Source organism: Marinomonas algarum (assembly GCF_020532605.1).
Lineage (GTDB): Bacteria > Pseudomonadota > Gammaproteobacteria > Pseudomonadales > Marinomonadaceae > Marinomonas > Marinomonas algarum.
This window is the reverse complement of the sequence record NZ_JAJATW010000001.1, coordinates 87,283-107,381: the sequence shown is the minus strand read 5'-3', so window position 1 is coordinate 107,381 and position 20,099 is coordinate 87,283. Positions and strand designations below refer to the sequence as shown.

The 20,099-nt window shown below is 46.0% G+C and carries 16 protein-coding genes; 14 read left to right on the top strand and 2 right to left on the bottom strand.

Going from position 1 to position 20,099, the window contains the following annotated elements:
• The first annotated feature begins 152 nt into the window (after positions 1–152).
• The 10 genes from paaA (at position 153) to LG368_RS00480 (ending at position 10,732) form a co-directional block, all read left to right on the top strand.
• Positions 153–1,139: a 1,2-phenylacetyl-CoA epoxidase subunit PaaA gene (gene paaA, locus LG368_RS00525; RefSeq protein ID WP_226752781.1), complete on the top strand. Its 987-nt coding sequence runs from the start codon at positions 153–155 to the stop codon at positions 1,137–1,139.
• An 18-nt stretch (positions 1,140–1,157) separates the two neighbouring features.
• A complete protein-coding gene (gene paaB, locus LG368_RS00520) occupies positions 1,158–1,439 on the top strand; it encodes a 1,2-phenylacetyl-CoA epoxidase subunit PaaB (RefSeq protein ID WP_226752780.1) in 282 nt (93 codons plus the stop codon).
• An 8-nt stretch (positions 1,440–1,447) separates the two neighbouring features.
• Positions 1,448–2,209, top strand: a complete 762-nt coding sequence (paaC, locus tag LG368_RS00515; protein ID WP_226752779.1) for a 1,2-phenylacetyl-CoA epoxidase subunit PaaC — start codon at positions 1,448–1,450, stop codon at positions 2,207–2,209.
• Positions 2,196–2,738 carry a 1,2-phenylacetyl-CoA epoxidase subunit PaaD gene (gene paaD, locus LG368_RS00510; RefSeq protein WP_226752778.1) on the top strand — a complete coding sequence of 181 codons (543 nt, stop codon included), beginning with the start codon at positions 2,196–2,198 and terminating at the stop codon, positions 2,736–2,738. Before paaC ends, paaD begins: the two co-directional genes overlap by 14 nt.
• 109 nt (positions 2,739–2,847) lie before the next feature.
• Positions 2,848–3,921: a 1,2-phenylacetyl-CoA epoxidase subunit PaaE gene (gene paaE, locus LG368_RS00505; RefSeq protein ID WP_226752777.1), complete on the top strand. Its 1,074-nt coding sequence runs from the start codon at positions 2,848–2,850 to the stop codon at positions 3,919–3,921.
• A 103-nt stretch (positions 3,922–4,024) separates the two neighbouring features.
• On the top strand, positions 4,025–6,079 hold the full coding sequence (gene paaZ / locus LG368_RS00500) for a phenylacetic acid degradation bifunctional protein PaaZ (RefSeq protein ID WP_226752776.1): 2,055 nt from the start codon (positions 4,025–4,027) through the stop codon (positions 6,077–6,079).
• Positions 6,080–6,213: 134 nt separating this feature from the next.
• Entirely contained in the window at positions 6,214–7,245 is a 1,032-nt protein-coding gene (locus LG368_RS00495) for a TRAP transporter substrate-binding protein (protein ID WP_226752775.1), read from the top strand.
• The gene (locus LG368_RS00490; protein ID WP_338086287.1) at positions 7,246–7,761 is read left to right on the top strand and encodes a TRAP transporter small permease; all 516 of its coding nucleotides are present in this window, start codon (positions 7,246–7,248) and stop codon (positions 7,759–7,761) included. It abuts the gene before it with no gap.
• Between the two features lie 35 nt (positions 7,762–7,796).
• The gene (locus LG368_RS00485; RefSeq protein WP_226752774.1) at positions 7,797–9,125 is read left to right on the top strand and encodes a TRAP transporter large permease; all 1,329 of its coding nucleotides are present in this window, start codon (positions 7,797–7,799) and stop codon (positions 9,123–9,125) included.
• Between the two features lie 281 nt (positions 9,126–9,406).
• Complete coding sequence (locus LG368_RS00480; protein ID WP_226752773.1) at positions 9,407–10,732, top strand: OmpP1/FadL family transporter; 1,326 nt, start codon at positions 9,407–9,409, stop codon at positions 10,730–10,732.
• An 82-nt stretch (positions 10,733–10,814) separates the two neighbouring features.
• Here the strand turns inward: LG368_RS00480 and LG368_RS00475 are convergent, their stop codons facing one another.
• Together LG368_RS00475 and rne are read right to left on the bottom strand one after the other, a co-directional pair.
• Positions 10,815–12,467, bottom strand: a complete 1,653-nt coding sequence (locus tag LG368_RS00475) for a SulP family inorganic anion transporter (RefSeq protein ID WP_226752772.1) — start codon at positions 12,465–12,467, stop codon at positions 10,815–10,817.
• Between the two features lie 113 nt (positions 12,468–12,580).
• Entirely contained in the window at positions 12,581–15,871 is a 3,291-nt protein-coding gene (gene rne, locus LG368_RS00470) for a ribonuclease E (protein ID WP_226752771.1), read from the bottom strand.
• Positions 15,872–16,328: 457 nt separating this feature from the next.
• Here rne and rluC point away from each other — a divergent pair, with 457 nt between their 5' ends.
• The 4 genes from rluC to LG368_RS00450 all read left to right on the top strand — a co-directional run bounded on the left by rluC (position 16,329) and on the right by LG368_RS00450 (position 20,065).
• Positions 16,329–17,303 carry a 23S rRNA pseudouridine(955/2504/2580) synthase RluC gene (gene rluC / locus LG368_RS00465; protein ID WP_226752770.1) on the top strand — a complete coding sequence of 325 codons (975 nt, stop codon included), beginning with the start codon at positions 16,329–16,331 and terminating at the stop codon, positions 17,301–17,303.
• Between the two features lie 213 nt (positions 17,304–17,516).
• On the top strand, positions 17,517–18,983 hold the full coding sequence (locus tag LG368_RS00460) for an anion permease (RefSeq protein ID WP_226752769.1): 1,467 nt from the start codon (positions 17,517–17,519) through the stop codon (positions 18,981–18,983).
• A complete protein-coding gene (locus LG368_RS00455; protein WP_226753023.1) occupies positions 18,949–19,263 on the top strand; it encodes a hypothetical protein in 315 nt (104 codons plus the stop codon). The genes LG368_RS00460 and LG368_RS00455 overlap by 35 nt, the downstream gene beginning before the upstream one ends.
• Before the next feature lie 52 nt (positions 19,264–19,315).
• Positions 19,316–20,065: a CLCA_X family protein gene (locus LG368_RS00450; RefSeq protein ID WP_226752768.1), complete on the top strand. Its 750-nt coding sequence runs from the start codon at positions 19,316–19,318 to the stop codon at positions 20,063–20,065.
• Positions 20,066–20,099: the final 34 nt, after the last annotated feature.

Here is a 20,099-nt window from a genome sequence, read left to right as displayed (position 1 = left end):
GATTAACCCATCATTTTAGTGCGTTTTAGCGCATTAAATGAAACACACACTAAAATGATACAAAAAAATATTGAAATATAATTATTCTGTGTCATTATTGATTTTGTAGTCTCACTTTATAGACTGTTTTTTCATTTTTAGAGGTCATTACTATGTATGCTCAACTTGTTGAAACTGGAACTAAAAAGCTCAAAACCCTAGACGAAATGGGCCCTGAGGAGCGCGCTTTTCAAGAGCGCATTGATGCCGAAATTAAAATAGAAGCTAAGAACTGGATGCCTGACAGCTATCGAAAAACTTTGATTCGTCAGATATCGCAACACGCACACTCTGAAATTGTTGGCATGTTGCCAGAAGGGAACTGGGTGACGCGTGCTCCTACGTTGAAACGTAAATTGCAACTGATGGCAAAGATTCAGGATGAAGCCGGTCATGGTTTGTATTTATACAGTGCGATGGAAACGCTAGGTGCAGATCGTGATGAAGAGATCGATAAATTGCATACGGGTCGTGCCAAATACTCCAGTATTTTTAACTATCCTACCCTGAATTGGGCCGATATGGGAGCTGTTGGCTGGTTGGTCGATGGTGCTGCCATTGTTAACCAGGTTCCATTGCAGAGAACCTCTTATGGCCCTTATGCCCGAGCAATGATTCGCGTTTGTAAAGAGGAAAGTTTTCACCAACGTCAAGGTTACGAAATTCTGTTGCACATGATGCGTCATGGCACAGAAGCCCAACAGGAAATGGTACAAGATGCGATTAATCGCCTCTGGTGGCCTGCACTGATGATGTTCGGTCCAAGCGATGAGCACTCACCAAACAGCGCTCAATCAATGGCGTGGAAGATTAAGCGTCATACGAACGATGAATTGCGTCAACGTTTCATTGATCAAACTATTCCTCAGCTTGAGGTGCTCGGTTGTACGGTTCCAGACCCAGATCTCAAATGGAATGAAGAGACAGGCCATTATGATTTCGGTGAAATCCAATGGGATGAGTTTAATCGCGTTATCCAAGGTCATGGTCCTTGTAATACCGAGCGCTTAAACGCGCGTCGAAATGCCCACGAAAATGGTGCATGGGTTCGTGCTGCCGCTGTTGCACATGCAGAAAAAAAACAAAAAGCTGTTGCTTAATAATAAAAGGTATTCGTTATGTCTCAATGGACATTGTTTGAAGTATTTATACGCAGTAAGCATGGTCTTAACCACAAACATGTGGGCAGCGTTCATGCTGCTGATGCAGAAATGGCAATTGAAAACGCGCGTGAACTTTACACGCGCCGTAACGAAGGGGTCAGCATTTGGGTGACGCCTTCGGCACAGATTACCGCTACGGCAAGCGATGAAAAAGAAGCGTTATTCGATCCTTCTGAGGACAAAGTATATCGCCACGCTAGCTTTTACGAGTTACCTGAAGAAGTTGGACATATGTGAGGTTGGTTATGCAAAAGTACGATGATCTTACGGAGTTTGTGTTGCGCATGGGCGACAGTGCGCTGATTCAAGCTCAGCGTCTATGTGAATGGACAGGTAAAGCGCCTGCTCTTGAAGAAGAGCTGGCTTTAATGAACGTTGGTTTGGATTTGGTCGGTCAGGCACGTAATTGGCTTGATTATGCGGCGGAGCTTATTGGCGACGGCACAGATGCGGATGCGTTGGCGTATCGTCGCGATGAGCGTAACTACCGCAATGTACTCATGGTGGAGCAGCCAAATGGGGATTTTGCCGTCACCATGCTGAAACAGTTTTTATACGATGTTTGGCAGTTCCATATGCTGTCTAAGTTGCGCGAATCAAAAGATGACCGTGTGGCCGCCATTGCAACCAAGTCACTTAAAGAGGTGACGTATCACTTGCGTCGCTCGTCTGATTGGATAAAGCGGCTCGGAGATGGAACAGAGGAAAGTCATCAGCGTATGGTCAAGGCGATTGATGATGTATGGCGTTTCACTTATGACTTTTTGCAGCTCACCGAGCAAGAAAATGCCCTTATTGATTCTCAGGTCATTGGTGATGTGCGTGACGTTGCTGCGCAATGGCAAACAAAAGTAAACGCCGTGTTTGTTGCTTCAACGTTGACGGTGCCTAAGCCAGCAGAGCCTTTCTATTTAAACAGCCGTGAAGGGGTTCACTCTGAGTGTCTTGGTGCTTTATTAGCGGAGATGCAGTATCTGCAAAGGGCTCACCCCAATGCGTCCTGGTAACTTAGAAGGACTAATTGCCACGGATCAAGAGTCAGCGCCCAAAACTGATAAAGATCTTCCATTTGCAAGACAAGTGCTTGCGGATGTGATGGATCCTGAGGTTCCGGCTGTGAGTGTCGTTGACTTAGGCATCGTGCGTGACATCGGTTGGCAAGATGGGCACATCAGGGTGCTCATAACGCCAACGTACTCGGGTTGTCCGGCAACAGAAGCGATAGAAGAAGCGATTCGAGATGCGCTTATTGCGGCGGGCTTTGTTCAGGCTGAAGTGATTCAGCGTCTTGATCCCGCTTGGACAACCGATTGGATTACGGATGAGGGGCGAGAAAAATTACGTGCCTATGGCATATCGCCACCCTCTGGGAGTGCTAGTAAGCGCAGTCTAACGTCTGAGCCTCCGGTGGTTTTATGTCCTATTTGCAATAGCGATCATACCGAACGGGTGAGTGAGTTTGGTTCAACGGCCTGCAAAGCACTCTATCGCTGCTGCGATTGCTTGGAGCCTTTTGATTACTTTAAGTGCATCTGATTAATCGGTAATACCAGCAGATTAGGTTGTGCGTTATTACATTCATCAGCCGCCGTTTATGACGGTGTGCAATTGCCAATAAAAAAGATAAGTGGCAGTGGAGAGATTTATGAATCAATTTCATCCTTTAACCATTCGAGAGTTGCGCCATGAGACGCGTGACTCTGTCTCAATGGTTTTTGATGTCCCCAGCGAATTAGAGACTGTCTATCAGTTTAAGCAAGGACAATTTCTGACCTTACGTACCGAACTGGATGGCGAAGAAGTCCGTCGTTCTTATTCGATTTGTAGTGGTGTAAACGATGGTGAACTGCGTGTTGCAATAAAACGCGTGCCTGGTGGTCTTTTTTCTACCTACGCGAATGAAAAGATCGCCACAGGTGATGTATTGGATGTGATGCCACCTTCTGGTCATTTTTACACCGATCTGGATGCTCAGAACGAGAAGAACTACCTACTGGTTGCCGCGGGCAGTGGCATTACGCCTATTTTATCGATCGCCAAAACAACCCTTGATGCCGAGCCTAATAGTCATGTCACGTTGATTTTTGGTAATCGTGCAACGTCAAGCACCATGTTTCGAGAACAATTAACCGATTTAAAAAATACCTACATGGGACGTTTTAATCTGATCTTTATCTTCAGTCGAGAGCAGCAGGACATTGAGCTGTACAACGGCCATATTGACCAAGAAAAGTGTCAACAGTTGTTTGAGCGTTGGGTCGATGTGAAAAATTTGGATGCGGCCTTTATTTGTGGCCCTCAGACAATGACGGAAACAGTGCGTGATACGTTAGCGGCATCCGGTATGCCAGCGAAAGACATTCACTTTGAGCTTTTCGCTGCGGCAGGCGATAAGCGCAAACAGGAAGTTCGTGCGGCAGCGGCTGAAAGTGCGGATATGTCGGACATTACCATCATTCGCGATGGCGTATCCCAGACCTTCTCCATCAAACAGAACTCAATGAATCTTCTCGATGCAGGCAATGAGCATGGAATGGATTTGCCTTTCTCCTGTAAGGCCGGTGTGTGTTCGACCTGTAAATGCAAGGTGATCGGAGGCGATGTGGATATGGACATTAGTATTGGTCTGGAAGATTACGAAGTAGAGGCGGGGTATGTCTTGTCTTGTCAGGCGTTTCCAATGTCGAAACAGGTGGTTTTAGATTTTGACGAAGTTTAATACTTGAGACCTCTGCCTAATCTGTTTTACAGCAACACGGTATGCGTTGTTAAAAATAAAAATAGTAAGAATTGAAAAGACGACTCACGTCTATGGAGTTTATATGCAGGACCAGCCAATAGTACAAAGTTTTATTGCGGGGCAATGGTTTGGCAAACACGCCGATCAAGCTTTGTTAAGCCCAATCAACGGGAACACGATTTATCAGACACACGCCGAAACAATAGATTTTGGCCAGTCGATTGATTTTGCTCGTACTAAGGGTCGTCAATCTTTGTTATCTATGGATTTTCAGTCTCGTGCTTCTTGCCTTCGAGATTTAGGTAAATACTTACTTGAACATAAAGAAGCGCTTTATCAAATGTCTACTCAGACGGGCGCTACGCGAACCGACAGTTGGATTGATATTGAAGGGGGAGCAGGGACTCTATTTGCGTATGCTAGTATGGGCAGACGCGAGTTGCCATCCGGTAATCTTATTCACGAAGGGGACGCAATTCCTCTGGGTAAAGAAGGGCATTTTTACGGTTCTCATGTGTTGGTACCACGTCATGGTGTCGTTGTGCACATCAATGCGTTTAACTTTCCTATCTGGGGTATGTTAGAGAAATTTGCGGCCAACTTTATTGCTGGGCTTCCCTGTATTGTTAAACCCGCCACATCAACGTCCTTTCTGACAGAGGCCTGTGTGCGTTTGATGCATCAGTCTGGCTGTCTTCCAGAGGGCAGTCTGCAGCTTGTTATTGGGCGTACAGGGGACTTGCTGGATCGTCTTGACGGTCAAGATATGGTGACTTTTACTGGTTCGGCGGCCACGGCCGCCAAACTGCGGACCACCCCTAACTTGATTACTAACGCGGTGCCGTTTAATGCCGAAGCGGATTCTCTGAACTGCGCTATTTTAGCGCCAGACGTTTCTGTAGACAGTCCTGAATTTGATCTGTTTGTCAAAGAAGTGGCTCGAGAAATGACGGCAAAAGCAGGTCAAAAGTGTACCGCTATCCGTCGTGTGCTTGTGCCTGAAAATCATATTGAAGCCGTCGCAGATCGATTGTCAGCTCGCTTGGCTAAAGTCACCGTAGGTGATCCTACTGTTGATGGTGTTCGCATGGGAGCATTGGCGACGCACGTACAGCAATACGATGTATTGACGCAACTTGATCAGCTGTTAAAGACGAGTTTTTTAGTCAGTGGTGGCCGTGATGCTTGTCGTCCTGTAGGTGAGAATGCGGAGAAAGGGGCTTTTTGTCAGCCGACGGTATTGCTTAGTAATGATCCAGATGCTGACGGTGGTGCCCACGACATAGAAGCATTTGGCCCTATTAGTACCCTGATGCCTTATAAAAACGTCGATCATGCTGTTGCGCTTGCTGCTCGCGGTAAAGGCTCACTTGTTTCTACCTTAGTGACAAAAGACCCTGAGGTAGCGGAGCATATGGTACCAAATCTAGCGGTCTGGCATGGTCGTGTTCATATTTTGAATGAGCAAGCCTCGAAAGAGTCAACGGGCCATGGCTCTCCTCTTCCTATGTTAAAACACGGTGGGCCTGGGCGTGCTGGTGGCGGCGAAGAGTTAGGAGGCATTCGCGGCGTTACCCATTATTTACAACGTGCTGCTATTCAAGGATCGCCCACCATGCTAGGGGCAGTGGTCAATGAATATGTGCGTGGTGGCGAGACGATTGAAACAGAAGTTCATCCTTTCCGTCGCTATTTTGAGAACCTGCAAGTGGGTGAGTCGTTATTGACCCATCGCCGCACTGTGACGGAAGCCGATATTGTCAATTTTGGTTGCTTATCTGGCGATCACTTTTATATGCACTTTGACGACATCGCTGCCCGAGACACGCAATTTGAGCAGCGCATAGCGCATGGTTACTTTGTGTTATCCGCCGCAGCGGGGTTATTTGTCTCTCCAGGAGAGGGCCCTGTACTGGCCAACTATGGCTTAGATAACTTGCGCTTTATTACGCCTGTTCCTATCGGTGATACCATTCGGGCACGTCTGACGTGTAAACGCAAAATAGACCAAGGCAAAGTAAGTCCAAAAGGAGAGCCACAAGGTGTGGTTGTGTGGGACGTTCAAGTAACGAACCAAGACGATGAGTTGGTGGCTAGCTACGATATTTTAACCTTGGTTAAAAAATTATCGAGCTAGGACAAAGAGCATTGAGTCGGTCAGTGGTAGTTTGTCACTGATCTACTTGAGGTTTAGAGCAAAAAGCGTGCTCTAAATACTGGCAAGACCTTACGCTTTGATACTAAAACAATAATTCTAAAAAGGTTTCTAATATGTTGAATCTAAGACAATCCATAACCGCTGTATTGATGTTTTTAGCCTTCAGTTTCAGTGTGTCAAGTTATGCTCAAACTGTTCTGCGAGTGGCAACCTGGTTGCCACCGACGGATAACCAAAACACGATTGTGTGGCCAACATGGGCAAAATGGGTCGAAGAAGCGACGGAAGGTCGTGTTGTTGTGAAATTGGAATATGGTCTTGGGCACCCTAAAACCATGTTTCAAATCGTCGAAGATGGTATTTCAGACGCCAGCTTCAGTTTCCATGGCTATGTACCAGGGCGCTTCACGTTACCTCAGATCATTGAAATGCCTGGGTTAGGAGTGAACTCAGAAGCAACGTCGGTGGCTCTGTGGCGCATGTACGATAAATACTTTAAAGCCGAGAATGAATTCGAGGACTTAGAAGTATTGGGTTTGTTCTCACACGGTCAAGGCACCATTCAATCGAACTTTCCTGTGACGTCTCTTGATGATCTAAAAGGGAAAAAAATTCGTGTGGGTGGCGGTGTGCAAACTTACTTAGCAGAAGCGATGGAAGTGACACCGGTTGGTGCACCTGCAACCAAAGCGTACGAAATGTTGCAGCAAAACGTGATCGACGGAATCTTTATGCCAATGGCGCAGCAAAAGAGTCTTCGCCTTAATGAAGTCACCAAATACATCACCATCTTTCCAGCGGGTATGTACATGGGAAGTTTTTCCATGTTTATCAACGCGGAATTTATGGACAGCCTGAGCGAAAAAGACCAAGCGGCAATCCGTGCCGTGTCTGGTGAGAAGTTGTCGGCCATGGCCGGTAAAGCTTGGGACATGGGCGATCTAGATGGTTACAAAGCCGCGATTGCTGCAGGTGTTGACATTAATGAAGTGCAAGAAGGCAGTGCGTTATCGGAGCAGTTTAATGCCTTGATGCCTGCGAGCGACCAAGCTTGGTTAGATTCTGTGGCGGACAAAAATATTGACGCGGAAGCGGTCTTGAAAGAACTGCGCCACGAAGCACGTCACTACAACGCAGGAAACTAAATGATGGCGCTATCGCAATTTATTGCAGAGCACTATCCGGACAAGGGGCCAGCCAAGTGGCTGGCTTTTGGTCTTGAATGTGTGACTGCCACAACACTTATGGGGCTGATGTTACTGACTTGTGCTGACGTCGCAGGTCGGTATTTCTTTGCCAATTCCATTAACGGTGCCGTAGAGATAACAGAAGTTCTCCTCGCCGTTATTGTGTTTGCTCAAATGCCCGTGATCACCTGGCGTGGAGGGCACGTCATTGTGGATTTATTGGATCGGTTTTACGGCATTTTATTGGTAAAAGTATTGGCGTTGTTCTCAACGTTGCTGATCTCTGCTGCCTTTTACTTTGTTGCAGAGCGCATGATTTATCTGGCCAGTCGTTCTCTACGCCGTGGTGTTGTAACGGAATATTTAGAGTTCCCCGTTGGTTACATTGTGCAGTTTGTTGCCGTGATGAGTTATGTTTGTGCGGCTACCATGATCACTTATGGTGTGTATCGTGCGATTAAATCTCAACAATAAAAATAATACATTTTTTAATCTCAACAGGTTTTAGTATGACAGTCGCTCTTATAGGTTTTGCAGTGCTTTTACTGCTGATTATCGCTGTTCGTATTCCCATTGCTTTTGCGATGGGTATCGTTGGTTTCTTTGGTTTTTCTTACCTACAAGGACTCACTTTTGACAACCTATTCAGTTTCCGATGGAGTGGCATGCTGTCGCTGGCGTCGAATCGAATCATAGATACGGCTCAGGAGTACAGTTTATCGGTTATTCCTTTGTTCATATTGATGGGGAATTTGGTGACAAACTCAGGATTGTCAAACGCCTTATATCGTGCATCCAATGCTTTTTTAGGTCATCACCGTGGTGGTTTATCAATGGCAACGGTAGTAGCGTGTGGCGGTTTTTCTGCAATCTGTGGGTCATCTCTCGCCACATCGGCCACCATGGCCAAAGTGGCTATGCCTGAAATGCGCAAATACGGTTACTCTGATGGACTTGCAACCGCTTCTATTGCGGCAGGTGGAACGCTAGGGATTTTGATTCCTCCCAGTGTTATCTTGGTGATGTACGGTCTATTAACCGAGACCAGTATTCGAGAGCTCTTTGCGGCTGGTTTTATTCCTGGCATGTTGGGGATCTTGCTGTATTTGTTTGCCGTAAAATACGTTGTTTGGCGTAATCCAGAAGCGGGCCCTTGTGGTGAAAAGCTCTCTTGGCCGCAACGGTTATCAGCAATGAATGGTGTTTGGGGCGTATTGGCTTTATTTGTCCTAGTAATGGGGGGGATTTACGCGGGTATTTTTACACCTACTGAGGCCGCTGGCGTGGGTGCTGGCGGGGCATTTTTAATTGCTCTCTTCAAACGTACCTTAAATTTACGTTCACTATTTCTCTCTTTAATTGATACAACACGAACAACAGCCATGTTATTTGCTGTTGTGATCGGTGCTTTGATTTTCTCAGATTTTATTAACCGAGCGGGTTTTCCAGATGACCTTTACAACTTTGTTGTGTCCTTAGATATCAGCCCATTAGGCGTTATTTTTGTGATTTTAGGCATCTACATCATTCTTGGAATGGTCTTCGAAAGTCTTTCAATGATGTTGTTAACAGTGCCTATTTTCTATCCTCTCGTGCAAAGTTTGGGATTTGACCTAGTTTGGTTTGGTATTATTGTGGTGGTTGTGACGGAAATCAGCCTTATTACACCGCCTGTTGGGATGAATGTTTTTGTGTTAAGTGCCGTTTTGAAAGGAGTGAAACCAGGTACTATTTTTAGGGGAGTGACCCCTTTTTGGTGTGCAGACATCGTTCGCCTTCTGCTTATTACACTTATACCGGCGGTAGCGCTCATCTTGCCTGAAATCTTGTACAGGTAATGACAGTATGTTGCGGCTCTTTTTATATCGCCGTATAGGGTTTTAATATGGCTGCATAGAGAAAAATGTATCCGTTTTCTATAAAAAGGCATCAATCATTTTGGTTGGTGCTTTTTTTGTTCTAGCAAATTGCTCTAAACACAGAGGATTATTTTGAATAATGGGTTGCTTAAGAAATACATACTGGTAATATCGAGAGCATATACTTCCTTGTAGAAGTGTGTAGCGCACTGAATAACACACAATAAAAGTCCCAATAAAAATAACAACGGAGCTTATTTATGAAAAAATCTTCTGCTGTCTTGTTTAAAACAAGTCTTGTTGCGCTTTCCGTCGCAGCCGCGTCTTCCGCATACGCTGCGGGTTTTGCTTTGAACGACCACAGTGCAACGGCCTCTGGCACCGCGCTGGCTGGCGCTGCCGCGTCCAAATCTGACATTTCTTTTAGCTTTTGGAACCCCGCCCTTTTTACCAACGCAAAACAGACAACCTTCTATGCTTCTGGCGCTTATGTGATGCCCAGCATGGATGTGACGGTGGATTCTGCAACGGATGCAACTCCAAATGTTCCACAAAAGGGTCTAAATGGTCCAGTTGATCTAGGAAACAAAGTCTCTGGTGATTCGGTTAACAACACTCTCGTACCATCCTTTTATTTTGCTAAGCCATTATCGGATAAAACTGTAGCGGGTATTTCTCTCAATGTGCCTTTTGGCTTATCGGGAGATGATGACCAAGACTGGGCAGGGCGCTTTCATGCTACGGAAACCGCTGTACAAGATATTGCGCTAAGTTTTGCTCTGGCACATAGAGTCAACGATTGGGCCTCTGTGGGAGCCAGTGTGCAGGTCCATAAAGCTGAAATCGTTTTAGAGTCAGCCGTTGGGTTTACTGGCAGAGAAGGCATAGGCAGAATAGAAGCGGACGATACCGCAGTGGGTTACAGCTTCGGTGCCATGCTTGAGCCTGTGAAAGGCACGCGCGTCGGTTTAGGTTATCGTAGTGAAGTGGATTATGATTTTGAAGGGGATGTGAATTACACAGACGTTGCTGGTTTAAATGCTGCATTGACCAGTTTCGGTAGACCTAACCTAGTGAATACCAGCTTAAGTGACTCTGTTACTATGCCATCTGTCATGACGCTAAGTTTAGAACATGATTTGAGCAATAAATTGACTTTTGGTTTATCAGCCATTAGAACCGGCTGGAGTTCTTTAGATGGTTTGAACATTGATTTTGACAGTACACAGGATAACTCAGTGTTGACCTTTGGTTTTGAAGATCAGTGGATGTATTCCGCAGGTTTAACTTATGTTTACTCAGATAAACTAACGCTGCGTTCAGGTGTTGCTATGGACAGTTCCCCTGTAACCGATGAGTACCGATCAGCACGTACGCCAGATGGTGACCGCAAATGGTTATCTGTGGGTGCAACGTACGACTTCAACGACATGACGTCAGCAACGGTTGCCTTCACGCATGTGAAAATCGACGATGTGTCTGTTAATCGCACCAATCTGCCAGAAGACAGTGCGCGCGGTACCTTGAAGTCAGATTATGAGTCTTCAGCTAATGTGATTTCCGTTGCCATGAACATGGCGTTTTAAGTGACGTAAAACGTCACCATAACAAGCCAAAATCACAATAAAACCAACACAAGGAAATTTTTCTTTGTGTTGGTTTTTTTGATTAAAGACTTTGGAGATGTTTCACCGCTTCTTCTAGGGCGGTTTTTCGTGAGTCACAAAATGCATTGTGCGGCAGACGTTTTAACACGCCCAATTTTTCCAGACGTTCTGTTGTTTGTCCATTTGGACTGAAGATATACACATCACACTTTGCTTCTATGGCGTCTTTGATGGCGTTTTCCAACGCCAAACTGATGGTTAAATCCATCATGGGGACCGCGCTAAGGTCCAATACCACCGCCTTGTAGTTATGTATGCGGTTATGGTGTTTGGCGATGGCTTTACTGGCACCAAAAATCATAGGGCCAGACAAATAAAACAGCAGCACCTTGCCCTCTGCTTGATCAAGCAACGCTCTTTCTTCATCGGTGAGAGATATATCATCATCGGCATCACTGATGGCTTTGACATTACCGGATTGCAAGCGACTGAGTTTTTCAATGGTCATAATATTGGCAATGAAAACACCAATACCGACGGCGACCATCAAATCAACAAAGACCGTCAAGGTCATTACGCCATACATAATAATGGTGGGAGAAAGGGCAATTTTGTGGGCGCGTTTTAAAAAGCTCCAATCTAAGATATTGATCCCAACATACAGGGCAATACCGGCTAAGACAGCCATCGGAATAGGGCTGATTAGCTGCGATGCTCCGAGGACGACAATCAATAAAATCAGTGCACGAGTGACGCCAGCAAGAGGGGACTTTCCGCCTGATTGGACGTTGACTACGGTACCCATTGTTGCGCCAGCCCCTGGTAAGCCACCGAGCAGGCCCGAAAGCAAATTAGCGGCCCCTTGCCCCATCAACTCTCGGTTTGAGTCGTGTTCTTTACGGGTTAAGCTGTCAGCAATGACCGCCGTTAACAGAGTATCAATGCAACCAAGTGTTCCTAACACCAAGCCATTAATGATCATTTCAACGAGCACATCCATTTCAAAATGCGGCCAGTGTATTGAAGGCAAGCCTGACGGTACTACACCAATTCGACGCACATCTGCGTCGTTGAACAACAGAATAGACACCAGGGTGATAGCAACCAGTGCAACCAACTGGGGTGGCACGAAGCGACGCCAATGTTTTGGCATGTAAAACAAAACGCCTAGTGTTAACAAGCCGAGAAAGAGTTCAGATACTTTTAAGTTCACAATCAGGTTAGGAAGTGCGCTTAATGTACCCATAACGCCGCCAGAAGGGGAAGCGTGACCTAAAAAAGGGGCAATCTGTAAAATGATTAGAATCACCCCAATACCTGACATAAAGCCAGAGATGACGCTGTAAGGCATTAGGGTGATGTATTTACCTAGTTTCAGATAGCCTAGCGTCATCTGAAAGACGCCCGCAATCATGACCACAGTAAACGCCATCGCCACGCCACCTTCCGGGCTACTGGCCATCATACTGGTTAATACGGCGGTCATAATCACCGTCATAGGGCCGGTGGGTTCTGAAATTAAGCTCGTGGAACCGCCGAAGAGGGCGGCGAAAAAGCCGACAAGAATGGCGCCCCACAGTCCAGCTTCCGCCCCTGCACCTGAGGCCACGCCAAAGGCCAGAGCCAAAGGAAGCGACACAATAGCCGTTGTGGCGCCCCCGAAAAGATCGCCAGACAATGTCCAATCTTTAAAGCGTGAAAAATCAATAATCATTGTGTTTTACCTGTACTTTATTGATGCTGATACCCGTGTATGACATGACTTTTTTTTGCAAAAGAGCCCGCATAGTGCGGGCTCTTTGTGGTACTTAAAACAATCGAAGAGATTTATTCTGCTGACGGATCAGTCGAACTAGACTCTGCTGTTTTATTTTTATCCAGTGCCAACCTTGGGTCATTTTTAACTCGACCTGCAGAAGCGCGACGACGTGAGGAAGCATTGTTGCGTTTTTCTGCTTGTTCTTGGCGCATTTTTTCTTGCTGAGCCAAAATAGCCGCAGGCAATTCAACAGGTGCTTTGACTTCAGTCGGTGCCGTTACGGCCGGTTTACCACGACCACGACGAGGTTTACGCGTTCGAGACGTTGCTTGAGATTGCGTGTCTTTAGCAGGCGCTTCCGTTGTGTCTTTTGTCTCAACGGTCGCTTTAGGCTCTGCTTTCTCTTCAGTCTGCTCAGTAACGTCAGCAGGCTCTGTTTTAACCGCTTTTGCTTCAACATCTTCCTTAACAGTGTCTTCAACAACAGGGGTTTCAGCAACAGTAGTCACCGGCTGAGATTCGACTTGCTTAGGCTCAGAGTCGGTATCTGCTGTTTGTGCCTCGACTTTTACTTCCTCAGATGCATCAACCTGAACATCAACATCAGTCGATGGCTCAGAAGTTGCCTTTTGAGCAGATGGAGCAGATTCAACTTTAGGTGTCACTTCAGTCGTTTCGTTAGGCGCTTCCGCTTTTGTTTCAGCAGCTTTCGTTTGAGTCGCTTTATCAGCGGCTTCCTCGGTGACAGCCTCTGGTGCTTCTGCTTTTTTCGTTTCTGCTTCAGGGCTTGCCTGATCTGCTTTAACGTCTTTTACAGATTCTTGAATAGCGTCAGCCGGTTGATCATCTGTTTTGGCTTCTGCTGATTCTTTCGTTGTTGTTTCGGAAATGCTTTCGGCTTTAGAAGCTTCTTCAGGCGTATCTTGCGAAACAGCTTTTGTCTCAGCAGCCACTTCAGCAGAAGGCTCTACTTTTTTCTCAGACGCCTTTTTCTCTGGCTGAATAGGGGCAGATTCCGCTGCATCTGTTTTTACGTCTTGCTGATCGTTTTCTTGTGTTTCTTGTTGTGCGTTGTTTTCCTCTTTTTGAGGACGACGCGAGCGACGAGAGCGACGAGAGCGACGTTGCGGTTCTTCACCGTTATCACTGTTTGTCGAAGATTGAGCTGCTTGCTCAGCTACTTCCTGTGCGACTGCTTCTTGCTCTTGTAATTTGGTCGCTTCAAGAGCTTCGTCTTTTAACTTACCGCTACGACGACGATTGTCGTTACGGTCACGTTTACGCTCTTTCACTTCAGGGACTTCTTTCTGAGGTTGGCGAGGTGCGGCTTTTACAGCGGCTTCTTGCTTCTCAGGGCGTGCATCCTGTTGATCATTTTTATTGACACGTTTGTTATTGCGACGATTGTTGTTGGTGTTTCCGCCTTTGCCATTTGCTTCCGCTTGCTCACGACGGGACTGACGCGTTGAGCGGTTTTTCTCTGCGTTGTTGTCGTCTTTGTCAGCATTTTGATGCTTAACGGTACGTTTCGTTTTATTGTTGCGGTTGTTAGGCTTGCTGGCCTCATCGCGCTCTTTTTTCGGAGCGGACTTCGGTGCAGGTGCGGCCGGTTTCTCTTCTTTAGCCGGTGCTTGTGGTTCGCCAAACAGAGCATTGATGATGCGTTTAAATAAGCCAGGCTTACTGGGTGCCTCTTCAGCGGCTTTAGGCGCCGTCTTTGGTTCAGGTGTTGATGCCGCTACTTGTTCTGGTGCTGGCGCTTTAGGTGGGATACTGGTCACCGCGGCTTGAGGACGAACATTTTCACTGGCTTTACGTGGTTCGTAAGGCGGCTGCTCAGGTGTATCAACCAAAGAGTAGCTGTTTTCGTTTTGCGTTACGACAGTGCTGTCATCACGGATACGTTCCACTTCAAAATGTGGTGTTTCCATGTGAGGGTTTGGCACAAGAATGATGTGTACATTGTTGCGTTTTTCAATCTTCGCAATGTTTGTGCGTTTCTCGTTAAGCAAGAAGGTCGCCACGGAAACGGGCAAAACAGCACGAATTTGTGCGGTGCGCTCTTTTGAGCATTCTTCTTCGATCAAGCGTAAAACGGACAATGCAAGCGATTCTACATCGCGAATAAAGCCTTGCCCATTACAGCGTGGACAGACGATACCGCTGGTTTCACCAAGAGAAGGGCGCAGACGCTGACGGGACATTTCCAACAAGCCAAAGCGTGAAATACGACCTAGCTGAACGCGTGCGCGATCGGCTTCTAGGGCATTTTTCATGCGGTTTTCGACTTCTTTTTGATTGCGAACCGGTGTCATATCTATAAAGTCAATAACAACCAAGCCACCAATATCACGAAGACGCAATTGACGCGCAATTTCGTCTGCCGCTTCTACGTTGGTTTGTAGAGCGGTTTCTTCGATGTCACCGCCTTTCGTTGCACGAGCGGAGTTGATATCGATCGATACAAGCGCTTCGGTTGGGTCAATAACAATAGAGCCACCAGAAGGAAGGCGTACTTCACGTTGGAAAGCCGTCTCGATTTGGCTTTCAATTTGGAAGCGATTGAAAAGAGGTGTAGTGTCTGTGTACATTTTGATGCGAGATTTGAAATGCGGCATGACCTGCATAACAAAGTTAATTGCATCTTGGTAAGCACCTTTTTCATCGATTAGCACTTCACCAATGTCTTCGCGCAAGTAGTCGCGAATGGCACGAATAACAATGTTACTCTCTTGGTAAATCAAAAAAGGCGCTGGCTTTTCAGAAGCGGCTTTGGTGATGGAGTTCCACAGTGTATCTAGGTAATCCAAATCCCACTGAAGCTCTTCAGTAGAACGACCCACACCTGCAGTACGAACAATAAGGCCGCCATTTTCGGGTGTGTTAAGACCTGACATGGCTTCTTTTAACTGTGATCTGTCGTCGCCATCGATACGTCGAGAAATACCGCCTGCGCGTGGGTTGTTTGGCATCAGTACCAAGTAACGACCCGCCAAGCTGACAAACGTTGTGAGTGCGGCGCCCTTATTGCCACGCTCTTCTTTGTCTACTTGAACAATCACTTCTTGACCTTCGCTTAAAACATCTTTGATGTTAACGCGGCCTTCGTGGTTGGATTTTTTGGAGAAGTAGGTTTTAGAAATTTCTTTAAGAGGTAGGAAACCGTGGCGATCTGCACCGAAATCAACAAATGCCGCTTCTAGACTCGGCTCAATGCGAGTGATACGGCCTTTGTAAATGTTTGACTTCTTTTGTTCGCGTGAACCGGATTCTATATCAAGGTCGTATAAACGCTGTCCATCTACAAGGGCAACGCGCAACTCTTCTTGTTGAGTTGCATTAATAAGCATTCTAATCATTTTATATGTGAACTCTGTTGGCTGACGCGGAAAGTCACAACAGTGAGAGGTACCATTAATAAATCTGACTCAGCTTAGAGTAAGTCATTCAGTCTTTTCTGACGAGAGGAGTACACGTTTCGTTTATGTTAAACGCTTTTATGCGGTCGCTGCCGTGTTTAATACCAAATAGTCTCTTTTAACCGGTCTCGTTCTTGCTTTTTATACGAAACAACGCGAACGCGCGGTCGAGCAATATAATGAGAGTGCCTTCCACTGAAGCGGATTTTTCCGAATCATGCGGTTTATTATTTAAGATTAACTGTTACAGAGGTAAGATAGGAACCAAAGTGTCGCTTTGGTTAAGGTCATTTATTTTAAGCATCTTATCTTCGAGGTGTTCTGTTGCCTCTTAACCTCTGCGGATGTGAATATAACAGTAAAAACTAAGTGCTTCAATTATAAAGGAAACCAATCTTTGCTTAACTCGGATTCTGAACAAAATACGGCAGACAGACCTGCGGTTCGTTACGTTACCATCGATGATAATCATGCGGGTCAACGGATTGATAATTTCCTTGTGACCTTGTTAAAAGGTGTCCCTAAAGGCAAGCTTTACAATCTGTTGCGAAAAGGCGAAATTCGAGTCAATAAAAAACGCACCAAGCCAGATTATCGTCTGCAAAACGACGACATCGTTCGAATTGCGCCCATTATGGTGGCTCCTGAAACGGAGAAGCCATTGTTGTCGGATCGTCTAAAAAGCGATATTGAAGCGCGCATTGTTTACGAAGGCAAAGGCTTGATCGTTATTAATAAACCATCAGGGTTGGCCGTCCATGGTGGCAGTGGTTTAAGTTTTGGGTTGGTGGAAGTGATTCGTCAGATGCGTCCACAGGAAAAGTTTATTGAGTTGGTTCATCGTCTTGATCGTGATACGTCAGGGCTTATTATGGTCGCGAAGAAGCGATCCGTTTTAAAAGAGTTACATACTGCGCTTAGGGAAAAAGAGGGCGTGCAGAAAACGTATTTAGCACTGGTCTATGGTAGCTGGCCGAAGCGCAAGTTACAGGTAAACGCACCGCTACTAAAAAATGAGTTAAAGTCGGGCGAGCGCGTGGTGAAGGTTCATACGGATGGCAAAGAAAGCCTGACTCGATTTAAATTGGCTCGTCAATTTGAGGGTTATAGCTTAGTTGAGTGTGAACCGGTGACCGGGAGAACGCATCAGATTCGAGTTCATGCGCAGTATGCGGGTTATCCGATTGTTGGTGACGAAAAATACGCCACGGCTGAGTCTTTAAAAGTAACCAAAGCGCTTGGTTTTAAACGGTTGTGCTTACATGCGACACGCCTGGATATTATGTTAAAAGGTGAAAGAATGTTGTTTGAGGCTCCGCTTGATAAAGAGTGGCAAGATTTGATGAACCAGACTCTTGTGAGCACTTATTAGAGGGTGTTGTTAAGAAGATAGCTACTGGTCATGATGGCTAGTTGTACGCTTGGATATAAAAGAACGACGCATTTCGATGGGTCGTTTTTTTTGCTTAACATCTATTTTCCCTTATATGATATATGTCATCACTTCTATGTTTTTAATCCACTATCATACAAAGAAGTGCCCCTTAGGATGTTAGGGGATGTGAGACAAGTTTAGGATTGCCTAATGACAACAACAAGTGTTCGAGTTTTACCTGGGTTATTTGCTGTGCTAATTGCACTGTGTATTTGGTTTGTGGTGCCTGTCCCTGATGGGGTATCAACCAATGCTTGGCACTTGTTAGCCTTGTTTGTGGGTACGGTGGTTGCCATTATTGGTAAGGCTATGCCTATTGGGGCGATCGCTATCTTGGCTATTACACTGGTTGCATTAACCGGTGTGACCAATGATTCACCCTCTGGTGCCATTAAAGATGCATTGAGTGGTTTTTCTAATTCACTGATTTGGTTGATTGGTATTGCCATTATTATTTCCCGAGGCTTGGCAAAAACCGGGTTAGGAAACCGCATTGGTTATTATTTTATTTCTTTATTCGGTAAAAAAACCATTGGCATCGGCTACGCTTTAGCCATTTCCGAGCTGGTCATTGCACCGGTGACGCCAAGTAATACGGCGCGTGGTGGCGGTATTATTCATCCCATTATGAAATCCATAGCGGCGAGTTTTGGTTCTTCTCCAGAAGAGGGAACGTCTCGTAAAATCGGCCATTATCTGGCGTTAGTCAATTATCATATTAACCCCATCACATCCGCCATGTTTATTACTGCGACTGCTCCTAACCCGCTTATTGTGAAGTTAATCGCTGACGCAACAGGTGCTGATATCAGTATCACTTGGGGGACATGGGCGCTTGCTGCACTTTTGCCAGGCTTGGTGTGTATTGCACTGGTTCCATTGGTGGTTTATGCCATTTACCCGCCTGAGATAAAAAGTACACCGGATGCACGGACCTACGCTCAGTCTAAGTTGGCTGAAATGGGGGCGATGTCTTATGGCGAAAAAGTCATGGTGGCGGTGTTTGCTATGTTACTTGTGTTGTGGGCGGGATTACCAGCTGCCTTGTTCGGTTCTGATTTCGCTGTTAACACAACGGCTGTTGCTTTCTTAGGTCTTTCCGTCTTATTGGTGACGGGCGTTCTTAGCTGGGATGACGTACTAAAAGAGAAGTCTGCTTGGGATACAGTCGTGTGGTTCTCTGCTCTGGTGATGATGGCGACTTTCCTGAATAAACTGGGTTTAGTGCAGTGGTTCTCTAACGTAGTTGAAACCAATATAGAGCATCTTGGTTTCGACTGGGCCGTGTCTGTGGTGATTCTTGTTGCAGTGTATTTTTATGCTCACTATTTCTTTGCCAGTACAACCGCACACATTACCGCTATGTTTGCCGCTTTCTATGCTGCTGGTTTGGCGTTAGGTGCTCCTCCTTTATACCTTGGGCTTCTATTGGCGGGGGCGTCTTCACTTATGATGTCACTAACACATTATGCGACCGGTACATCACCGATTATTTTTGGTTCGGGTTATGTATCCATGGAAAATTGGTGGTTGATGGGTTTTGTGATGAGTCTCGTCAACCTTACCGTCTGGGGTGTGGTCGGTGGCCTTTGGTGGAAGGTATTGGGTTACTGGTAAAGGGTTATTGGTAAATACACTGGCTTATGTTCAAAAATACGAGGCAAAGTCCTATAGTCATCAACATCAATTGGCTTTAGCGTTGATTGAAGAGGCTTATCAAGATGATTTAGATGCCTTGCTCGATCATTACGAGTCTGAATTGAAGTCTGCTGCCGTAGCTAATAATGAACTCGGTATTCAAAACGCCAAAGATTGGGCAAAACAAGAAATGGTGCTGCTAAAAGAAGCGCGAGCGGCTAAAATCACGGAATTTAATCAGTCATTCAGCGTTTCTTAGTCTAGATCAGCTTAGAACGGCGCTAAAATACTTATTTAGTCCAAGACCTTATATGTCATCAAGTTCCTCTACACTCAGTTTTGTTACTATTCGTCGACAGTTCGACTTTCGTGGTATTGAAATGGGGCGTTGGGTGACACCAGAAGAACGAGATCGTGCGGCGATTAATTTTGATCAAGCGTTACACGACTTAATGGATGCGTTGCAGGGCCCAGAGCAACTTATTTCACTGCGTGGAACATTGGGCTTACAATTTGGCAAAGGGGGACAACGTGGCGTTGCTGCTCACTATATGCCAGCCACACGTCAATTAGCCCTAGCAAAAAATGCCGGAGCAGGGAGCTTGGCACACGAGTGGTTCCACGCTTTCGATCATTATATGGGCGATAAAATGTTCCACTTCGCGCCATCGTCCAGCTTTGCTTCTAATAATTGGCTGCAAGAGCCCGATTCAAGCAATATCAAGTCTCACCCACTCAATACGTTACTTGGTCACTGTTTCAAGAGCATTTTACTCAGTCCTGATGGTGAGGATACTAGCGAACTCTTCCAAGCCTCCAAACGTGCTGATGAAAAACACAACATCTTCTACTACTCAAAGCCAGAAGAAATGTGTGCCCGTGCTTTTGAAGCCTTTATAGAAGACGCCAAACCAACCAGCCGTTTTCTCGTCGAAGGCAGTAAGCACTCAGAAGAAGCCAAAATTGGTCTGTACCCTCAAGGGCCGCAAAGAGCTGTAATTAACCAGGCTTTTCATCATTACTTTACCTTACTGGGTGGCGCGCTCAATAGGGAAGGGTAATGGGTTACAAAAATAGCGTAATAAGAGTCAACAT

Excerpts from the sequence above, each read along its gene's own strand:
- paaA (WP_226752781.1), top strand. The coding sequence starts at position 153 with ATGTATGCTCAACTTGTTGAAACTGGAACTAAAAAGCTCAAAACCCTA.
- paaB (WP_226752780.1), top strand. The coding sequence starts at position 1,158 with ATGTCTCAATGGACATTGTTTGAAGTATTTATACGCAGTAAGCATGGT.
- paaC (WP_226752779.1), top strand. The coding sequence starts at position 1,448 with ATGCAAAAGTACGATGATCTTACGGAGTTTGTGTTGCGCATGGGCGAC.
- paaD (WP_226752778.1), top strand. The coding sequence starts at position 2,196 with ATGCGTCCTGGTAACTTAGAAGGACTAATTGCCACGGATCAAGAGTCA.
- paaE (WP_226752777.1), top strand. The coding sequence starts at position 2,848 with ATGAATCAATTTCATCCTTTAACCATTCGAGAGTTGCGCCATGAGACG.
- paaZ (WP_226752776.1), top strand. The coding sequence starts at position 4,025 with ATGCAGGACCAGCCAATAGTACAAAGTTTTATTGCGGGGCAATGGTTT.
- LG368_RS00495 (WP_226752775.1), top strand. The coding sequence starts at position 6,214 with ATGTTGAATCTAAGACAATCCATAACCGCTGTATTGATGTTTTTAGCC.
- LG368_RS00490 (WP_338086287.1), top strand. The coding sequence starts at position 7,246 with ATGATGGCGCTATCGCAATTTATTGCAGAGCACTATCCGGACAAGGGG.
- LG368_RS00485 (WP_226752774.1), top strand. The coding sequence starts at position 7,797 with ATGACAGTCGCTCTTATAGGTTTTGCAGTGCTTTTACTGCTGATTATC.
- LG368_RS00480 (WP_226752773.1), top strand. The coding sequence starts at position 9,407 with ATGAAAAAATCTTCTGCTGTCTTGTTTAAAACAAGTCTTGTTGCGCTT.
- LG368_RS00475 (WP_226752772.1), bottom strand. The coding sequence starts at position 12,467 with ATGATTATTGATTTTTCACGCTTTAAAGATTGGACATTGTCTGGCGAT.
- rne (WP_226752771.1), bottom strand. The coding sequence starts at position 15,871 with ATGATTAGAATGCTTATTAATGCAACTCAACAAGAAGAGTTGCGCGTT.
- LG368_RS00460 (WP_226752769.1), top strand. The coding sequence starts at position 17,517 with ATGACAACAACAAGTGTTCGAGTTTTACCTGGGTTATTTGCTGTGCTA.
- LG368_RS00450 (WP_226752768.1), top strand. The coding sequence starts at position 19,316 with ATGTCATCAAGTTCCTCTACACTCAGTTTTGTTACTATTCGTCGACAG.